Raw genomic sequence first — 16235 nt, forward strand, 5'->3', positions numbered from 1 at the left:
GGTTACTGCGTGCCCATCTCGGCGTTGCCGCCCCGGGCGACGCTGGCCGGCAGGTGCGGGAAGAAGTCCAGCTTCAGCAGGCGCTCTCCGTCCACCCACAGCCCGTCCACCTTCACGCCCCAGTGCAGGTGCGGGCCGGTGACGCGGCCGGTGCTGCCCACCTTGCCCAACAGCTGGCCTTGCTTCACCCGGGTGCCCGTCTTCACGTCGATGCGGGACAGGTGGAAGTACGCCGTGTAGAGCCCCGCGCCGTGGTGCACCAGCACGGTGTTGCCCGCCGCGTAGTTGTCGCGCGCCATCACCACCGTGCCGTCGTTGGCGGCCTGCACGGGCGTGCCCGGGTCCCCGTCGATGTCCACGCCGAAGTGCTGACTGGACAGCTTTCCGTTGAAGGTGCGGCGGTCGCCGAAGGGCGCGGTGATGCGGTCCGCCCTCGGCCACGCGAAGTTCTGCGCGAAGTGCGGCGCGCTGAACTCCTGGGCGAAGGCTTCAGCGAAGGCGCGGCGGTCCGCGGCCATGCGCTTGCGCACCGACGCGGGCGGCTTCACGTACTTGCCGGCCACGCGCAGCTCGCGAGACGGGTAGCCGGACTCCACGACGTCCAGCGTGCCCGTCAGCTCCACCTGCGGCGCGCCCGGCGTGACGGGGCCCATGGCCGTCACCTGCGCCGCGCCGGGCGCCATCTCCACCGGCAGGCCGGCGACGGCCAGATAGCCATCACCCCAGGGGAAGAAGCGCAGCGCGCGTCCAGCGAGCGTGCCGGTGGGAGGCGCCGTCATGCCGCTCACCGTCACCAGCACCGGGTCTCCCGGCTTGGCGGTGCCGGGCTGCAGCGTCAGCTGGGGAGGGGCCTCCAGGGAAGCGTCCTCGCTGGACGCGCGCACGGGGACCGAGGCGGTTCCGGCCGCACCGGCCTTCGCTCCAAGTGCGAGCAGGGCGAGGAGCAGGAAAGGGGACTTGGAATACTTCCGGCCGGGAGCGTGCGAAGCCATGGGCCGTTTTTACACCACGTCGCGCGCAACTCTTCCCGGAGTGTGGTGTTGAGCCGCCGGACGCCTGCTCCGCCCCTTGAAAGCGCTCGGCCCGTCGCCTGGGTGGGATGATGGCCGCACGCCTCCTCTGCGCGGAGCCGACGCCAGAGGTTGTCGGTACTTGGACGACGCATCTCGTCCGCGCGTCGCTTGCCTGGCCGCAGGGCAGGCGGGCCACCAGGGCGCATCCCGTCAAGGCGTACCCGGGGGACTGGGGGCTTCCTAGCTTCTGAACGGACTCGTTGATTGGGAGATTCGCGGATGCCTCGTCCCTATAGCTTTGACCACTACCAGGTTCCGAAGACGCTGCCGGCGCCGAAGCGAAGCCTGCGTCGGCAGGACAAGGCGCGGCTGGCCCACTCCAAGGCGCATCCCGGGGCCATGGAGAGCCACGAGGGCGTTCACTACGGCAAGCGCTTCGCGGAGACGGAAGAGCTCTACATCGCGCATCAGATGGAGGCGCAGTTGGAGGAACTGGCGCGGCCCGAGCCCGACGCCAAGTTCTCCCACGGTCCGGAGTTCAAGGCGGCACGTGGCGCGCCGAAGGGCAAGGCGCGCACGACCTCCGCGCCCGTCGTGGGAGGAACGGCGCCGATTGGCGCGCTGCCACCCACGCGCGAGCAACCGCCGCGCGGGCGGCTGCCAGAGATTCGCGACGAGGCGGAGCACCAGCTCCAGGCCCTGCGGGGGGGCCTGGGCGACGCCATCAAGGCCGTGTCCCGGCTCATCCTGCTGCCCGTCACGGTCGTCCGCATGGCCGCGGGCCGCATCCTTCCTCTGTCCTGATTGGGTGAGCGGCGCGCGTGGAGCTGAGGCTCGTTTCGTACAACATCCATAGTGGTATCGGAACGGACGGCCGCTTCGACCTGGGCCGCGTGGGCGCGGTGCTCCGCGAAGTGGACGCGGACATCGTCGCGCTCCAGGAGGTAGGCGACTTTCGCGCGGTGACGCCTCGGGAGGACCAGCCCGAACACCTGGCGGACATGCTCGGGCTGCACATGGCCTTTGGTCCCAATGTCGTGCGCAACGGCCGGCGCTACGGCAACGCCATCCTGTCGCGGCTGCCCATCGTCAAGTCGAAGAACTACGACTTGAGCGTGGGCCGCCGCGAGCCTCGCGGTGCGCTGCGCTGCGACCTGGACATCGGGGGAGGGCTGCAGCTCCACGTCTTCTCCCTCCACCTGGGCCTGCGCCTGGGGGAGCGGCGCAGGCAGGAGGCGCTGCTGTTGTCCTCGGACATCCTCCGCGATGCCGCGCGGAAGGCCCCGTTGGTGGTGTGTGGAGATTTCAATTACTGGGGGAATGGCCCGGTGCCCTCGCTGGTGCGCCAGGCCATCCACGACGCGGCGCTGGAGCTCGGCGCGCCCGCTCGCACATATCCCACGCGCCTGCCCCTGCTGCGGCTGGACCGCATCTTCGTGGACGCGGGCGTGCGCCCACTGTCCATCCATCCTCACCGGACGGAGTTGAGCCGGGTGGCGTCTGATCACCTGCCCCTCGTGCTGCGCTTCGAGGCCCCCGTCGCCGTGGAGCCTTCCGTCTCTCCTCCTGTGCAGCTCATCGGGTAGACTGGGCGGATGGGCCGACGCGCGCGTTCACTGGCCGACGCTTGCGTGCGCCGGACAAAAACTCCGTGACGTGGTTGTCGCGGAACAGGTGCATGCCTAGGTTGGCCCGCACCTGAGAGGCCGTATGCGTCGGCCGGAGAGCGCATGCACGTGGGAAGTGAACAGGCAGAGCGCGGGATTTCCGCGCTCGTCGGGCGCATGGCCGACGGCTTCAGCCGGCTGGTGACCCAGCACCTGCAGCTGGCGCGCATGGAGCTGGCCGAGGACGTCAAGGCCACGGGCCTGGACGTGGCGATGATCGTGGCCTTCGTGCCCTTCATCCTCGTGGGTTATGGCTTCGTGTGCGCGGCGTTGGCGGCGTGGCTGTCCACGTGGTTGGGATGGTCCGGGGCGCTGGCTGGAATCGGCCTGCTGAATCTGGTGGGAGGCGCGGGCGGCGCGATGTGGGCGGTGAACCGGCTGAAGGCGCGCCGGATGATGGACGATACGTCGCAGGAGCTCTCGCTCAGCGTGGCCGCGCTCACCAACGCCGCCCCCAGCGCATCCGTGAACGCGCTCCAGGGGACGAACCGTGAACTCTTCAAGGAGCCCCCGCATGGCCGGTAGCAATGGACAGCCCAAGGCCTACAGCCCCCGCAGCAGCGCGGACCTGCGTGCCGAAATCGAGCGCACGCGCGCCGAGCTGGCCACGTCCGTGAGTGCCCTTCGCGAAGAAGTGGCCGTGGCCGCCGACTGGCGCCAGTGGGTGAGCCGCAATCCCTACGCGTGTGTAGGCGCGGCGTTCGTGGTGGGCTTCTGGTTGGGCTCGCGCGACTGACGACTGCCGTAGTACCCCCAATTGAGGAGATGGCTTCGATGGAGATGAATCCGCAGCAGATGGCCGACAAGGCGCGTGAGCTTCAGGACCGCGTGGTGCCGCAGATTGACGAGGCCCGTCAGAACATCGTGGACCTGAACAACCGCGTGGTGAGCTTCATCCGCGCCAATCCCGGCACGTGCCTGCTGGGCGCCGTGGCCGTGGGTTTCCTCGTCGGCCGCATTGCCTCGCGCCGCTGAAGACGCGCGCTGGAACCACACGAGAGGGTGAACGCATGACGACGTTTCCAGGTGCATCGGGCAATGGCTCGCCGCAGGACCCGCAGGGCGGCGGCTTCGGGCAGCGAGTGGACCACATTGGCAGCGACGCGCAGCAGCTCTGGTCCGACGCGCGCGGCGCGGTGACGGACTTGGGGCAGACGCTGGACCTGCGGGGGCGCGTGGAGCGCAACCCGTACGGGATGATGGCGGCCGCCGTGGGCGTCGGCTATCTGTTGGGCGGCGGGCTCTTCACGCCGCTGACGGCGCGCATCCTCCGGCTCGGCGTTCGCCTCGCGGCGCTGCCACTGGTCAAGGATGAGCTGCTGGGCATGGCGGAATCGGCCTTCCAGGGCTATCAGACTGGACGTGGTATGGCGGGTCCGAGCCCGCAAGGCTCCGCCTCGGCGAACGCCACTTCCGCAGGCACTCCTCGCCCGCCGACGTACTGAGGCCGGGCTTTCCTCCACCCCACAACCCCGGAGTCTCAAATGGTGAACTTCAACAACCTCAAGAAGCTGGACAAGGACGACCTGCTGCACCTGGTGGGCCTGGAGACGCGTCGGGACACGGTGGACACGCTCCTGCCCGTCGTGGGCGCCTTCGCCGCGGGCATCCTCGTGGGCGCGGGCCTGGGCCTGCTGCTGGCGCCCAAGCCGGGCAACCAGCTGCGCGATGACCTCCGTCAGCGCCTGCACAGCGGCCAGGAGTACCTGTCCAACGCGGTCGGCCGCTCCTCCGAGGGCGCGGCGCAGACGGGCCCGCAGGGCTCCGTGTCCCGCACCGCCTGATTCGCGGCATCCGCCGCACACGGCCCCGGAGGGGGCCAAGGGCCTCCATTCGCGCCGGCAACGGCCGCGGGTGGGGGCCTTCCCGTTTGGAGCCGGTTAGAGTCCACGGCCGTGAGCGAGACGACGCAGGGTGGGATGGTGAAGCACGCCGGGGCCAGCCAGGGCGTGAGCCCGGACGCGGCGCTGGCGCGGCTGCGCGCGCTGGAGACGCTGGAGTCCGGGTATGAGGCGTGGCTGGAACTCCAGGTGGAGCACGCGGCGTCGCGCCTGCGCTTCCGTGAGGAGCGCGAGCGGCTGGAGCAGCAGGGCTCGTTCCTGTTGGGCGCGGTGCGCGCCGCGGGGCTGACACCTTCGTCGGGCGCCGAGCCCGCGCTGGTGACTCCGCCCGCCGCTCCAGGGGACTTCCTTCGGGACGCGGAGGACAAGCTGACGCAGGCCCGCGACGCGCTTGCCCGGCGAGAGGCGGAGAGCGAGGCGAAGCATGCCGAGGCCTTCACGGAGATTCGGGCCACGCTCAAGGACCGCGTCCAGCGCTACCTGAGCGCGAGCCGCCCGTCCCTGACCTTGCTGCTGCGCCGTGTGGGGACGGAGCGCGCGATTCTTCATCTGGAGCGCGTGTCCGGAGACACGCCCGTGCTGCTGTGCTTCCTGTTCGCGGCCAGGATTCCGTCCCGGTACGGCTTCCTGCTGGATGACGCGACCGAGGACGTGTCGTTGCCGCCCGCGCCGCTCTATGCCGACGCGGGCGTGGCCGCGGACGAAGTGCGTCCGGACGCGGTGGGGTTGGAGTCGCGCGTGCGGGAGGCAGGGGAGGTGGTGCCGCTGAAGGGCTTCCTCCCCGTGTTCGTTCCGCGCCCTTCGGGAGGCGAGGACTTCTTCCGGCTGCTTCAGCGGGGCGTGGTGCTGGAGGTGGAGGTCGCGGACGGGACGGCCTTCCGCAACGTCCTCTCCCGCGAGGAGTCCGAGCGCTTCGCGGGGCACCTGCTGCGCCTCAAGCTGGAAGGGCGCATCGGGCTGGACATCGAAGTGGGCTGACGCGCCTCGCGCCGGCGGGGCCGTCCTACCGCGTGCGCACCACGCCCACCTCGGCGGTACCCGCCAGCAGCGCGCTGCCGAGGAACAGGTTGCCGGATTCGGCGCCGCCCATTCGCACGGCGTGGAAGATGACCAGGTAGGTCTGCTCGCGCTGGGGGAAGGCGGTGCCCGGAATCGTCACGCGGGCCTCGCGGTACGGGCCCGGCAGGCCCACCAGCTGGAGGAACTGGACCGGCGTGGAGGGCAGGTTGGTGTACGTCGGCTCGCCCTGCGCGCCCTCGGCGCTCAAGGGCACCACGGTGACGAAGCCGAGCGTGCGGTCCGTATTCGCCGGGGGCGCCGGCCGGTCGAAGGACAGGGGCGTGCTCGCGTCGATGCGCAGGAAGCCTTCGGGCGGGTGCAGCGCGGCGATGGTCTCCTTCATCGGCGCGTCGTCCACCTGGCCCACGTAGCGCGTGCCACCCCGGTTCGCGATGAACTGGTAGGTGGCGCCGGGCTGGTAGGTGAAGTCGGAGGCGCCCACGCTGGTGCGGCGGTAGTTGCCGGAGCCCTCGTCCGCGAGCTCCGTGGCCTCGCCACCGACCGGCTGCACCGCGATTTCGGCCCCCGCCAGGCCGGAGGGCTGCGAATCCTCACCCGTCTTGCTGCCAAAGAAGACGATGGCGGCCGTCTGCGCGGGCAGGGCGAGCACGTCGCCACCGTCCGGGCCGAAGGTGCCCGCGTCATAGCCGGCCAACGCGGAAGCGGAGACCTCCACCTCGGGGGTGGAGAGCAGCGTGCCGACCATGACGTGGTCGGCGGTGAGCTGCTCCAGGTCGCAAGCCAGGAAGGCGAGGGAGGAGGCGGCGAGCGCTGCGGACACCAGGGTGCGTTTCATGGGAGCACGAGCATAGCAGGCACCCCCGCAACGGCGACCGCGCTCGGGCCCATCTCGGGGTATCCTCCGGGCCACCCGTGCAAGGTCACCGCGTTCACTCCGCAGGCCGGCGCTTCCTGAAGCGGCTTGGCGTCTCCCTGTTGATGGCCCTCCTCTTCGGAGGCGTGCTGGGGCTGCTCGTGTACCTGCGCCCCCCAGGCATCGTGCCGCCCAAGGACCCGCAGTCGGCGTGGGTCCCCTCCGCGGCGGTGGATGCCGCGCAGGCCTGGCTGGAAGGCTGGGAGCGTGTCACCTACGACTGGCGCGTGCGGGAGCTGGGCGAGCGCTCCGAGCGTCCCGACGAGGCCGTCGTCATCGCCATCGACGACGAGACGCTGGCCGAGGCCCGCCAGGATGTGCGCCCTGGCGTCGCCACGCAGCCCTGGCCGCGCCAGCTCGTGGGCCGAATGGTGCATCGGCTGGTCCAGGAGGGGGCGCTGCTGGTGCTCGTGGACCTGCCCTTCACGGACCTGAGCCCCAACGCCTGCGCTGAAGCCTCGCCCGCGTCGGCCTCGTCGCTCTCCTGCGATGACGCGGCCTTCGCCGCGCAGCTGGCGAAGGACCCGGGCCGGGCGCTGCTGTCGTTCACCTGGGAAGCGCAGGGGCCTCGGGTGCTGCCCCCCGCCAACCGCCTGTGGCCGTACCGCGTGAAGCTGGGCGTCTATGACGCGTCCGAGGCGGCCTCCCTGCGCGCGCAGGCCGTGCTCGCGGCGCAGCGCCCGGCCTTCATCATCCCCGCGGGCAGCCAGGTGGAGGTCTGGGGGGGCGCCATGGACGACGCGGACGGCAGGGCGCTGGGCTCACGCCTGGGCGTCACCGCGCATGTCCTCGAGGAGCGCCGCGCCGCGGACGACAGCTACCGCGTGGGCCCCACGGAGCTCTTCATCGCGCTGGCGGAGGTCCAGGTGGAGGGACTGGACGCGGCGAACCTCATCGAGCTGCGCCAGATTCAGCACCCGGTGGTGCCGCTGTTGAGCGGAAGCGCGGGGTTCGGTGCGTCCACGCTCGTGGCGGGCCGGGACGGGCGCGTGCGCGCCGTGGCGCACCTCATGAGCTACACCGTGCGCGGCAAGCGCCACATCCTGCCGTCGCTGCCCCTGGCCGCGGCCATGCGGCTCGCCGGTACGCGCTCGCTCCGTTACGCGGACGGCAAGCTGCACGTGGGGGACCAGTACGCGTTCCCGATGAGCGCCTCGGGCCTGAGCCTGCTGCGCTGGGATGCGCCCAACGCGGGCCGGGGCTCACGCGGCTCGCTGGCGCGCTCCATCCGCGCGTGGAACGTGCTCCTCAACGTCTTCGACGTGGCGGACGAGCGCCCCGCGCGCTTCGAGAACGACCTGGAAGGCCGCACCGTCGTCCTCACGCGGACCGCCGGCGAGTCCGCGCACCTGCGTTCCACGCCCCTGGGCCCGGAGACGCCGGGGGGCGCGATTCTGGGGCAGGCGCTGGCCAACATCCTCCGTTCGGAGGGCATCACCCGCGCGGCGCCGGATTTGGACCTGCTCCTCACGGTGGGGCTGGCCTTCCTCGGCGCCTTCCTGGCGCTGTCGCTCAGCTTCCTGCTGCGCTCGGTGCGCGGCGCCGTGCTCTACGTGGGCTTCCTGGTGGCGGCGGCCGCGGGCTACGCCTTCGGTGCCGCGTACGTCTTCGTCGAACAGCGGCTGTGGGTGGCCATGGCCGGGCCGCTGCTGGCCATGGTGGGCGCCTTCGTCGCCACCATCCGCTACGCCTACGGGACGGAGCGGCAGATTCGCGACTTCGTGCACAACGCGCTCGGCCGCTACGTCAGCCCGGACGTGGCCCGCCTGGTGGCGAGGGACTTGAGCCTGATGCGCCCCGAGCGCCGGAAGATGTCCGTGTACGTCTGTGACATCGAAGGCTTCACGCGGCTGTCGGAGAGCATGCCGCCCGAGCAACTGGTGGGCCTCTTCAACGCGTACCTCACCGAGATTTCCGCGGTGGTGCGGTCCACGGCGGGGCAGGTGGACAAGTACATCGGCGACTCGGTGCTGGCCTTCTGGGGCGCGCCGGTGCGCACGGACCGCCACGCGCACCTGGCCTGCGAGGCGGCGCTGAAGATGCGGGAGGTGCTGACCGAGCGTCAGTCCGCCTGGGAGAAGAAGTACGGCCACCGCCTCAGCTTCCGCGCGGCCGTGGACACCGGGGAGCTGGTGGTGGGCGACCTGGGCAGCGAGATGAAGTCCAACTACACCGTGCTCGGAGACGCGGTGGGGCTGGCCTCGCGGCTGGAGGCCATCAACAAGGTGTACGGCACCTTCGTGCTGGCCGGGGACACCACCGCGCAGCTCGCCAGCGGCAGCTACGTCTTCCGCTTGGTGGACCTGGTGCGCTTCAAGGGCCGGCCGCAGCCGGTGCGCGTGCATGAGCTGGTGGCGCGCCGCGGAGAAATCACGCCCCGCATGCAGGAGCAGCTCGCGCTCCACGAGCAGGCCCTCACCGCCTACCACCAGCGCCGCTTCGCGGAGGCGCATGCCCTCTTCGAGCGCGCTGCACACGAGTACCAGGACACCGTCGCCGCGCTCTACGCCGGCCGCTGCGCCCGCTTCCTCGTCACGCCGCCGCCCGCGGACTGGGACGGCGTGCACGGCATGGAGGAGGGCGAGCCCACCGCCGCGGCGGCGTGAGTCACGCCTCGCCGTCGTCCGAGTCCGGTTGGCCGAAGAGCTCCTTCACCGGGGCGTCCTTCGCGATGTGCTCCGCCACCACGCGGCGCATCTTCTCCGCCGTCATCGCCGAGTAGTACACCTCTCCCGGCCAGCCCATGAGCTGGTAGTCCTCGGGAGAGAGCGGGTCTCTCTTGCGGCCGGTGTCCTCACGGACGACGACGTTGGGCCCCATGTGGCAGAAGCCGTAGCAGCCGCCGCGGTACAGCTCACAGCGCGGCACCAGCCCCTGGCCGGAGAGGGCGTCCCGGGCCTCGGCGTAGACGGCGTCCGCGCCGCCCGCCTTGCAACTGGAGCCCTTGCACACCGACAAGCGGTAGCGCTTCACGGCGGCGTCTCCGGGAGGTCGGCATCAAGCGTATTGAAGAGGTTCAGCTTCACCACCAGCCCCCTGAAAAAGCGCCGGCCCGCCTTCCGCTTCAACGCGGGAGGGCGGGCCGGGAGTCCTGGTGAGGCCGCTACGGCCTCACTGGGAATCTGGATTCACTTGATGAACTTCGTCACCTGGATGGGGCCCTGCTGCGTGACGACGGCCTGGTGGCCCGCCTGGGCCCCCGCGGGCAGCGCCTTGCCGTGGCCGCCGTGCTCTCCGTGCGGCAGCTTCAGCTCCACCAGTCCCTCGCCGATGCGCGTGTGCGCTTCCTTGTGGACGTGGTGCGGCTCCTCGGAGCCCTCGCGCTTGTTCCACGGGTCCGACGGGTGGGACACCGGCGCGCCCTTGAGCAGCTTCGGGATGTCGTAGACGAAGTTCTGCCGCGTGTACTCGGGCGGGGTGTGCATGTAGGTGTCCATGCGGATGGCGTCCTTGGGGCACGCATCCACGCAGAGGCCGCACACGATGCACCGCAGCTCGTCGATGACGAACTGGGTGGGGTACTTCTCGATGACGCGGTCCTCGGAGTCCGAGGCTTCGTCCTCGTACTCACCCGCCTCGATGTAGATGCACTGCGCCGGGCAGATGGTGGCGCACATGTAGCAAGCCACGCAGCGCGGCTTGCCGTCCTCGCGCGGAACCAGCCGGTGCAGGCCGCGGTAGCCCTCGGGGTAGATGGGCTTCTCTTCGGGGTACGCCACCGTCGTCATCAGGCTGGCGCCGGTGCGGTCCACCACCTGCGTGTTGGTGTCACGCGTCCCGAAGAGGTTGCGGAAGAAGTGCTTCGCGGTGATGCCCAGGCCGCGGAGCAGGTTGGGCACATAGGTCCGCTCGCGGATGTCCGTGCGAGGGTCCTTGCTTACCTTGTAGGCCATGATGGTTCTCGATTCCCGGATGCTGGGGCCGAAAGGGGCGGCCTAGTGGGTGGAGGCCGGGGCCACGCCGTGGGCGTGCGCCGGCAGGTCATGGGCACCGTGCCCACCGTGGGCGTGGGCATGCCCGTGGTCGTGACCATGGCCGACGTGCGCCCCGTGCGCACCGCCCGCGGGGACCTTCGTCGTCGTGGTCAACACCACCAGGATACCAATCTCCGCGATGCCGAGGACCGCCAGCGCCCGCAGGGACGGATCCCAGAGGACCAGCGCACCGGTCACGAACACGTTCGCCAGGCCGAGGGGAAGGAGGATCTTCCAGCCCAGCGACTGAATCTGGTCGTAGCGGAAGCGGGGGAACGTCCAGCGGATGAGCAGCTGCACCCAGATGAGGAACAGCACCTTCAGCCAGAACACCGTGCCCAGGATGGTGCCCAGCAGCCAGCCGTGCTCCTGCATGATGGGCAGGTTGGCCAGCCACTCGTTGCCGAAGGGCAGGTGGTAGCCGCCGAAGAAGAACGCCGTCGTCACGCCGGCCAGCACCACGACCTCCACGAACTCGGAGATCATGAAGAGGCCGAACTTCATGCCGGAGTACTCAACGAAGTAGCCGATGATCTCCGACTCGCCTTCCGGCAGGTCGAACGGGGCGCGCTTGGTCTCCGCGAAGGACGCGGCGAAGAAGAGCAGGAAGCCCAGCGGCTGGATGAAGATGCCCCACGCGGGCAGCCCCAGGTCGAAGGCGCCGTCCGTGCGCCACAGGTAGCGGCCCTGGCCGGTGCCGCCGGTGAGCGCGTTGCCGATGTCACCGATGATGGCCGGGAACTGCACCGAGGAGAACGTGAGGAAGATGCCGACCAGGGACAGGCCGAGCGCGACCTCGTAGGCGATCATCTGCGAGGTGGCGCGCACGCCGCCCAGAAGACCGAACTTGTTGTTGGAGGCCCAGCCGGCCAGCGCGGTGCCGTAGACGGCCAGCGAGGCGATGGCGAGCACGTAGAGGGCGCCGAAGTCCGGCGTGGCCACCACCATGTCCACGTTGCGGCCGAACACCTGCACGGACGGACCGGCGGGCACCACGGCGAACAGGGCGAAGGTGGGCGCGAAGGCCAGGATGGGGCCCAGGTTGAACATGAACCGGTTCGCGGCGGCCGGAATCAGGTCTTCCTTGGTCAGCATCTTCAGCACGTCCGTGAGGATGTGCGGGAGGCCGCCCAGCGAGCGGTTCTTCAGGCCGGGCAGGGCGATGCGGGCGCGGTTGGGACCCATGCGGTCCTGGATGAACGCGCTCCACTTGCGCTCCGCCATGGTCAGCAGCGTGGCGATGACCATCACGAAGATGAGGACGAGGAACAGCACGTTGGTCAGCCGGCTCGCGCCAGTGAACCAGTGCTCCTCCACCAGGCCACCCACGAGGTAGGCCGACGCCATGCCACCCGCCATCAGGAAGACGATGGTGAACATGGCGACGAGAATCGTCAGTACGCGGCTCATGACTAGATACCCCTCACCCGAGGCGTGCCGAACTCACGGTACCCCGCGGGGCGACCGTCGGCACCTGCCGGCAGCGGATTGATGCCCGGCTTCTCCCGGTCCGCCGGAGACGCCTTCTCCCAGTTGAACTCCGCGAACTCGGCCACCTTGCCAGCCAGCTCGCGCCACACGTCGACGGCGCGCTTCCAGGTGGACTCGCCACCCAGCTCGCTCGTCAGCTCCCTGACCCACTCCCAGCCCGGGACGACGTCGCCCTTGGGCGGGTACGCCTTGCGGAAGCGCTGGATGATGCCGTCCTGCTGCACGAACGAGCCCTCGTCCTCGACAGGGACGGAGGCCGGCAGCAGCACCGTGGCCTGCGCGGTGATGGCGGACTCGGTGAAGGCCTGCGCCACGAACACGTCCAGCTGAGCCGCGGCCTCCGCGAAGGCGTCCACGTTGCCCGGCACCTCGGTGCCGATGGCGTAGAGCGCCTTCACCGTTCCCGCCTTCAGCGCGGTGGTGAGCGCGTCGAAGGTCTCCAGCTTGAGGCCCAGCCCCTTCGCGATGAGCTCCAGGCCCTTGCGGTTGGGGTTCTTGTCCGCCGTCATCAGGAAGTGGTCGGCGGCGCCCGAAGGACGGCCGCCCACGTACACGGTGGACACGCCCAGCGTGCTCTTGGCGAAGTTCAGCCCGGCCAGCAGGTCCTCGTTGGAGGCCAGGGGCGAGGCCAGCACCGCCAGCTGCTTGCTGCCCTGCACCGAGCGCAGCGCCTTGGCCGCGGCCTGGGCCGCTTCCTTGCGCGTGGTGACGGGCACCGCCTCACCGGCGCGGTTGGCGCGGCGGCCCACCTGCGCCTGGAGCACGCGGCCCAGGTTCAGGTACTTGTAGGTGAGCCGGCCCTCGTCGCACATCCAGCTCTTGTTGATGGCCTCGTTCTCCCGCGGGCGGTAGCGGTACGAGTCCTGCGACATCCAGTCCACGTAGGTGGTGCAGCCGCGCGAGCAGCCGGTGCACACCGACGGGGTGGCGGACAGGAACCACGCGCGCGCCTTGAAGCGGAAGTCGCGGCTGAGCAGCGCGCCCACCGGGCACACGTCCACGGTGTTGAGGGAGTAGTTGCTGTTCAGCTCGCTGCCCGGGAACACGTCGATGCGCTCGTGGCTGCCGCGGCCGAACACGCCCAGCTGCGGCTCCTTGGCCACCTCGTTCATCACGCGCACGCAGCGGGTGCACATGATGCAGCGCTCCTGGTCGATGACGACGCGGGGCCCCAGCACCTTGCGCTTGTTCTTGAGGGCCTTGGTGCCCTCCAGGCGCGAGGGCCGGTAGTCGTACTTCATGTAGTAGTCCTGCAGCTTGCACTCACCGGCCTGGTCGCAGATGGAGCAGTCGACCGGGTGGTTCAGCAGCAGGAACTCCATCACCGCGCGCTGCTGCTCCTTCACCTTGGGCGTGGTCGTCTTGACGACCTGGCCTTCGGCCATGGGCGTCTGGCACGCGGGCACCATCTTGGGCGCGTTGGACGCCTCGATGAGGCAGATGCGGCAGTTGGCCGCGATGGAGAGGCGCGGGTGGTAGCAGTAGTAGGGGATGTCCGAGCCGACCGCCTTGGCCGCCTCGATCATGTTCGTCCCCGGCTTCACCACGACTTCCTTGCCGTCGATGGTGGCGGTGATGAACCCCGGGTTCTTCGGCGCCGGCTTGGGCGGCGGGCCGGAGGGCGGCTTGGGCGGCGGCGTCCCCGTGGGGCCGCTGGCGGCGGCGGGCGGGTTGTCCAGCTTCGCGCCGGCGGGCGGGTTGGACGGCTCCGAGCCAATCTTGGCCGCGGGGGTGTCCGTGGGCGCCCCCTTCGGAGGCGGCTGCGCATCACCGGTGGGCTTCTTCGTGTCGTTGTCGCTCACTGCTCGACCTCGCCGCCGATCATGTTGATGGTGTCAAACGTAGGGATGAGGTCCGCCAGCATCTTGCCTTCGATGATGTGGGGGACGGCCGCGAGCACCGGGAAGCCCGGGGCGCGAACGTGGACCTTGTAGGGACGGCCGCGGCCGTCGCTCACCAGGTACCAGCCCAGCTCGCCGTTGGAGGCCTCGGTGGCGTCGTACACCTCGCCGGCGGGCACCTGGATGCCCTCCATCACCAGCTTGAAGTGCGACATCACGCCTTCGATGGTGCCGTAGACCTCGGGCTTGGGCGGCAGCGCGATGCGCCAGTCATCCACGATGATGGGGCCCGCGGGGATGGTGTCCATGGCCTGGCGCAGGATGCGGATGGACTGGCGCATCTCCTCGAGCCGGACCAGGTAGCGGTCGTAGTTGTCGCCGTGCTCGCCCACCGGGATGTCGAAGTCGAACCGGTCGTAGACCCAGTAGGGCTTCGTCTTACGGATGTCGTAGTCCACGCCGCACGCGCGCAGGGCGGGGCCGGTGTAGCCGAACTCGATGGCGTCCTCGGCGCTGATGACACCCGTGCCCTTCGTGCGGTCCACGAAGATGCGGTTGTTCGTCAGCAGGCCTTCCATCTCGTCGAGCAGCGCCAGGCCCTGGTCCAGCGTCTTGTGGACGCGGGGAATCCAGCCCTCGGGCAGGTCGCGGTTGCTGCCACCCACGCGGCCGAAGCTGGTGGTGAGGCGCGCGCCCGTCAGCTCGGCGGTGCGGTCATGGAGCAGCTCGCGGAACTCCATGGCGAGGAGGAACGGCGCGAAGCCGCCCATCTCCAGGCCGGTGGCGCCCACGCACGTCAGGTGGTCCGTCAGGCGGTGGAGCTCGGAGCCGATGACGCGGATGTACTGGGCGCGCTCGGGAATCTCCAGGCCGATGAGCTTCTCCACGGCGTTGAGGAACCCGAAGTTGTTCATCATCGCGGACAGGTAGTTGAGCCGGTCCGTGTAGGGCAGGCACTGCGTCCACGTGACGTTCTCGCAGCTCTTCTGGAAGCCGCGGTGCAGGAAGCCGATCTCAGGGTCGATCTTGACGATCGTCTCACCCTCGAGCTCCACCTTCAGCCGCACGGTGCCGTGCGTGGCCGGGTGGGAGGGGCCCATGTTGATGACCATCCGCTTGGTCTGGAGGTGGGCGTCCAGCTCCGACTCGTGGGCGTACGCGTCGGTGTCGGGGTTCGGCGCTTCGGGCTTGAGGGTGTCAGCCATGGATGTCCTCGCTCAGGAGAGCCCGCTGGTGCCAGGACCGCGGAAGATGTCCTTGATGGGGCGCTCGGGGATGAGCGGCTGCCGGTCACGCAGCGCGTAGTCCTTGCGCAGGGGGTGCCCCTCGAACTCGTCGTAGAGGAGGATGCGGCGCAGGTCCGGGTGCCCGTCGAAGCGGATGCCGTAGAAGTCGAAGGTCAGCCGCTCCCACCAGTTGGCGCCGCGGAAGAGCGGCACCAGGGTGGGCACCACCGGGTTGGCTTCACTCACCCGCACCTTGAGCCGCACGTGCTCGTGCCGCTTGAGGGAGTAGAGGAAGTAGACGACCTCGAAGCGAGGGTCGTTCTCCGCCAGGTGCAGCCGATCCACGGCGTCGATGGAGCCGAACAGCTTGAACTCCAGCTCCGGGTCGTTCTTCAGGAACGCGGCGACCTTCGGGAGCGAGTCTGCATGGATGACGGCCCAGGCGCCTCCGGTCCGATCCACGTAGCGATCCGCCACCGCCTCTGGGAGCTGGGCGGAGACCCTGTCCAACGCGAAAGTGCTCAAGGGTGCCCCAATGACTAAGGGAGAAGAATCCGCGGCTTTATAAGGAGCCCTCGGCGGGTGCGTCAACGTAAACCCTCAACCATGTAGCCCACTTAGGAGGCCCAGAAGCGGGCGTTGCGCGAAACCGGGTGCGAAGATGGGCGGCGGCCAGGACAGGGGGTGGATCAGCCGGCCGCGAGCGCGACTCCGAGCTGTCCTACACTGGGTGTAAAGGTGGCCATGGGCCGTCACTTGCCGGGCGTGGAGGTGGGATTCACCGGCACCCAGGCGAAGGGCCTGGCTGTCATCGGGATGGACGCCATGAGGTGAGGCAGGGCCTCGCCGGCTGCCCGTCGAGGCGGACTCCCTCCGTCGATTCTGCAAGGCCCTCGCGCGGAGGGCACGTTGGCGCGGGGCGGTCGTCCGGCCGGCACACGCCTGTTTCAATCAGGTATAGAAGAGGAGGTCATGCCCGAATCCCCCCCTTCCGGCATTCTCCGTTCCTGGTGGCCGCGCCTGCTCGTGGGGGCCGTGCTGGGTGTGTTGCTGTTCGCCGCCGAGTCGTGGCTGCTGCTGCGCTCGGGTGTCGTGGGCATGGACATCCCGGTGGATGGCCCCTACGCCGCGTTGATGGCGGCCGTGCGGCCCGTCCTCCCGGGCCTGCTGTTGCGAATCGCTGCCGTGTATGCCGTGGCAGGCATGGTGCTGGCCGTGGCGGGGACATTGCTTGCGCGTGCCTGGGGGC

17 protein-coding genes and 1 pseudogene are annotated in these 16235 nt (G+C 69.8%); 10 read left to right on the plus strand and 8 right to left on the minus strand.

What is annotated here, in order from left to right; translation table 11 throughout:
• Window positions 1-2: 2 nt before the first annotated feature.
• Entirely contained in the window at window positions 3-992 is a 990-nt protein-coding gene (locus tag HNV26_RS17455) for a M23 family metallopeptidase (protein ID WP_171443395.1), read from the minus strand.
• Between the two features lie 300 nt (window positions 993-1292).
• Between HNV26_RS17455 and HNV26_RS17460 the strand changes: the two genes are divergently transcribed.
• From HNV26_RS17460 to HNV26_RS17495, 8 genes are all read left to right on the plus strand, one after another.
• Window positions 1293-1817 carry a hypothetical protein gene (locus HNV26_RS17460; RefSeq protein WP_171443394.1) on the plus strand — a complete coding sequence of 175 codons (525 nt, stop codon included), beginning with the start codon at window positions 1293-1295 and terminating at the stop codon, window positions 1815-1817.
• 17 nt (window positions 1818-1834) lie between these two features.
• Window positions 1835-2599 (plus strand): endonuclease/exonuclease/phosphatase family protein, encoded by a 765-nt coding sequence (locus HNV26_RS17465; RefSeq protein WP_171443393.1) that lies wholly within the window; start codon window positions 1835-1837, stop codon window positions 2597-2599.
• A 144-nt stretch (window positions 2600-2743) separates the two neighbouring features.
• Window positions 2744-3205, plus strand: a complete 462-nt coding sequence (locus tag HNV26_RS17470) for a phage holin family protein (RefSeq protein ID WP_090489007.1) — start codon at window positions 2744-2746, stop codon at window positions 3203-3205.
• Window positions 3195-3416, plus strand: a complete 222-nt coding sequence (locus tag HNV26_RS17475; RefSeq protein ID WP_090489005.1) for a DUF3618 domain-containing protein — start codon at window positions 3195-3197, stop codon at window positions 3414-3416. The genes HNV26_RS17470 and HNV26_RS17475 overlap by 11 nt, the downstream gene beginning before the upstream one ends.
• Before the next feature lie 38 nt (window positions 3417-3454).
• Window positions 3455-3655: a hypothetical protein gene (locus HNV26_RS17480; RefSeq protein ID WP_090489004.1), complete on the plus strand. Its 201-nt coding sequence runs from the start codon at window positions 3455-3457 to the stop codon at window positions 3653-3655.
• A 35-nt stretch (window positions 3656-3690) separates the two neighbouring features.
• A complete protein-coding gene (locus tag HNV26_RS17485; protein ID WP_171443392.1) occupies window positions 3691-4125 on the plus strand; it encodes a hypothetical protein in 435 nt (144 codons plus the stop codon).
• 39 nt (window positions 4126-4164) lie between these two features.
• On the plus strand, window positions 4165-4464 hold the full coding sequence (locus HNV26_RS17490; RefSeq protein WP_171443391.1) for a YtxH domain-containing protein: 300 nt from the start codon (window positions 4165-4167) through the stop codon (window positions 4462-4464).
• 111 nt (window positions 4465-4575) lie between these two features.
• Entirely contained in the window at window positions 4576-5499 is a 924-nt protein-coding gene (locus HNV26_RS17495; RefSeq protein WP_171443390.1) for a hypothetical protein, read from the plus strand.
• Window positions 5500-5524: 25 nt separating this feature from the next.
• On the opposite strand, the gene HNV26_RS17500 is transcribed toward HNV26_RS17495, so the two are convergent.
• Window positions 5525-6376, minus strand: coding sequence for a hypothetical protein (locus tag HNV26_RS17500; RefSeq protein WP_216612437.1), 852 nt, complete (start codon window positions 6374-6376; stop codon window positions 5525-5527).
• 143 nt (window positions 6377-6519) lie between these two features.
• Between HNV26_RS17500 and HNV26_RS17505 the strand changes: the two genes are divergently transcribed.
• Window positions 6520-9060, plus strand: coding sequence for an adenylate/guanylate cyclase domain-containing protein (locus tag HNV26_RS17505; RefSeq protein ID WP_171443409.1), 2541 nt, complete (start codon window positions 6520-6522; stop codon window positions 9058-9060).
• Between the two features lies 1 nt (window position 9061).
• On the opposite strand, the gene HNV26_RS17510 is transcribed toward HNV26_RS17505, so the two are convergent.
• From HNV26_RS17510 to HNV26_RS17535, 6 genes are all read right to left on the minus strand, one after another.
• Window positions 9062-9427 (minus strand): (2Fe-2S) ferredoxin domain-containing protein, encoded by a 366-nt coding sequence (locus HNV26_RS17510; RefSeq protein WP_171443388.1) that lies wholly within the window; start codon window positions 9425-9427, stop codon window positions 9062-9064.
• A 155-nt stretch (window positions 9428-9582) separates the two neighbouring features.
• Entirely contained in the window at window positions 9583-10347 is a 765-nt protein-coding gene (locus HNV26_RS17515; RefSeq protein WP_090488990.1) for a NuoI/complex I 23 kDa subunit family protein, read from the minus strand.
• Between the two features lie 42 nt (window positions 10348-10389).
• The gene (locus HNV26_RS17520) at window positions 10390-11838 is read right to left on the minus strand and encodes a complex I subunit 1/NuoH family protein (RefSeq protein WP_171443387.1); all 1449 of its coding nucleotides are present in this window, start codon (window positions 11836-11838) and stop codon (window positions 10390-10392) included.
• 2 nt (window positions 11839-11840) lie between these two features.
• Entirely contained in the window at window positions 11841-13721 is a 1881-nt protein-coding gene (locus tag HNV26_RS17525; protein WP_171443386.1) for an NADH-quinone oxidoreductase subunit G, read from the minus strand.
• A complete protein-coding gene (gene nuoD / locus HNV26_RS17530; RefSeq protein WP_090488985.1) occupies window positions 13718-14965 on the minus strand; it encodes an NADH dehydrogenase (quinone) subunit D in 1248 nt (415 codons plus the stop codon). The genes HNV26_RS17525 and nuoD overlap by 4 nt, the downstream gene beginning before the upstream one ends.
• 12 nt (window positions 14966-14977) lie before the next feature.
• Window positions 14978-15496 (minus strand): NADH-quinone oxidoreductase subunit C, encoded by a 519-nt coding sequence (locus HNV26_RS17535; RefSeq protein ID WP_020478794.1) that lies wholly within the window; start codon window positions 15494-15496, stop codon window positions 14978-14980.
• Window positions 15497-15958: 462 nt separating this feature from the next.
• Between HNV26_RS17535 and HNV26_RS17540 the strand changes: the two are divergent.
• Window positions 15959-16235, plus strand: a pseudogene (locus HNV26_RS17540) (sulfatase-like hydrolase/transferase); the annotation flags it as partial.

Source organism: Myxococcus xanthus (genome assembly GCF_013116825.1).
GTDB lineage: Bacteria > Myxococcota > Myxococcia > Myxococcales > Myxococcaceae > Myxococcus > Myxococcus xanthus_B.

What these genes read in the sequence shown, in the direction of transcription:
- HNV26_RS17520 (WP_171443387.1), bottom strand. Translation starts at nt 11,838, where the DNA reads ATGAGCCGCGTACTGACGATTCTCGTCGCCATGTTCACCATCGTCTTC.
- HNV26_RS17455 (WP_171443395.1), bottom strand. Translation starts at nt 992, where the DNA reads ATGGCTTCGCACGCTCCCGGCCGGAAGTATTCCAAGTCCCCTTTCCTG.
- HNV26_RS17470 (WP_090489007.1), top strand. Translation starts at nt 2,744, where the DNA reads ATGCACGTGGGAAGTGAACAGGCAGAGCGCGGGATTTCCGCGCTCGTC.
- HNV26_RS17485 (WP_171443392.1), top strand. Translation starts at nt 3,691, where the DNA reads ATGACGACGTTTCCAGGTGCATCGGGCAATGGCTCGCCGCAGGACCCG.
- HNV26_RS17480 (WP_090489004.1), top strand. Translation starts at nt 3,455, where the DNA reads ATGGAGATGAATCCGCAGCAGATGGCCGACAAGGCGCGTGAGCTTCAG.
- HNV26_RS17515 (WP_090488990.1), bottom strand. Translation starts at nt 10,347, where the DNA reads ATGGCCTACAAGGTAAGCAAGGACCCTCGCACGGACATCCGCGAGCGG.
- HNV26_RS17460 (WP_171443394.1), top strand. Translation starts at nt 1,293, where the DNA reads ATGCCTCGTCCCTATAGCTTTGACCACTACCAGGTTCCGAAGACGCTG.
- HNV26_RS17505 (WP_171443409.1), top strand. Translation starts at nt 6,520, where the DNA reads ATGGCCCTCCTCTTCGGAGGCGTGCTGGGGCTGCTCGTGTACCTGCGC.
- HNV26_RS17475 (WP_090489005.1), top strand. Translation starts at nt 3,195, where the DNA reads ATGGCCGGTAGCAATGGACAGCCCAAGGCCTACAGCCCCCGCAGCAGC.
- HNV26_RS17490 (WP_171443391.1), top strand. Translation starts at nt 4,165, where the DNA reads ATGGTGAACTTCAACAACCTCAAGAAGCTGGACAAGGACGACCTGCTG.
- HNV26_RS17500 (WP_216612437.1), bottom strand. Translation starts at nt 6,376, where the DNA reads ATGAAACGCACCCTGGTGTCCGCAGCGCTCGCCGCCTCCTCCCTCGCC.
- nuoD (WP_090488985.1), bottom strand. Translation starts at nt 14,965, where the DNA reads ATGGCTGACACCCTCAAGCCCGAAGCGCCGAACCCCGACACCGACGCG.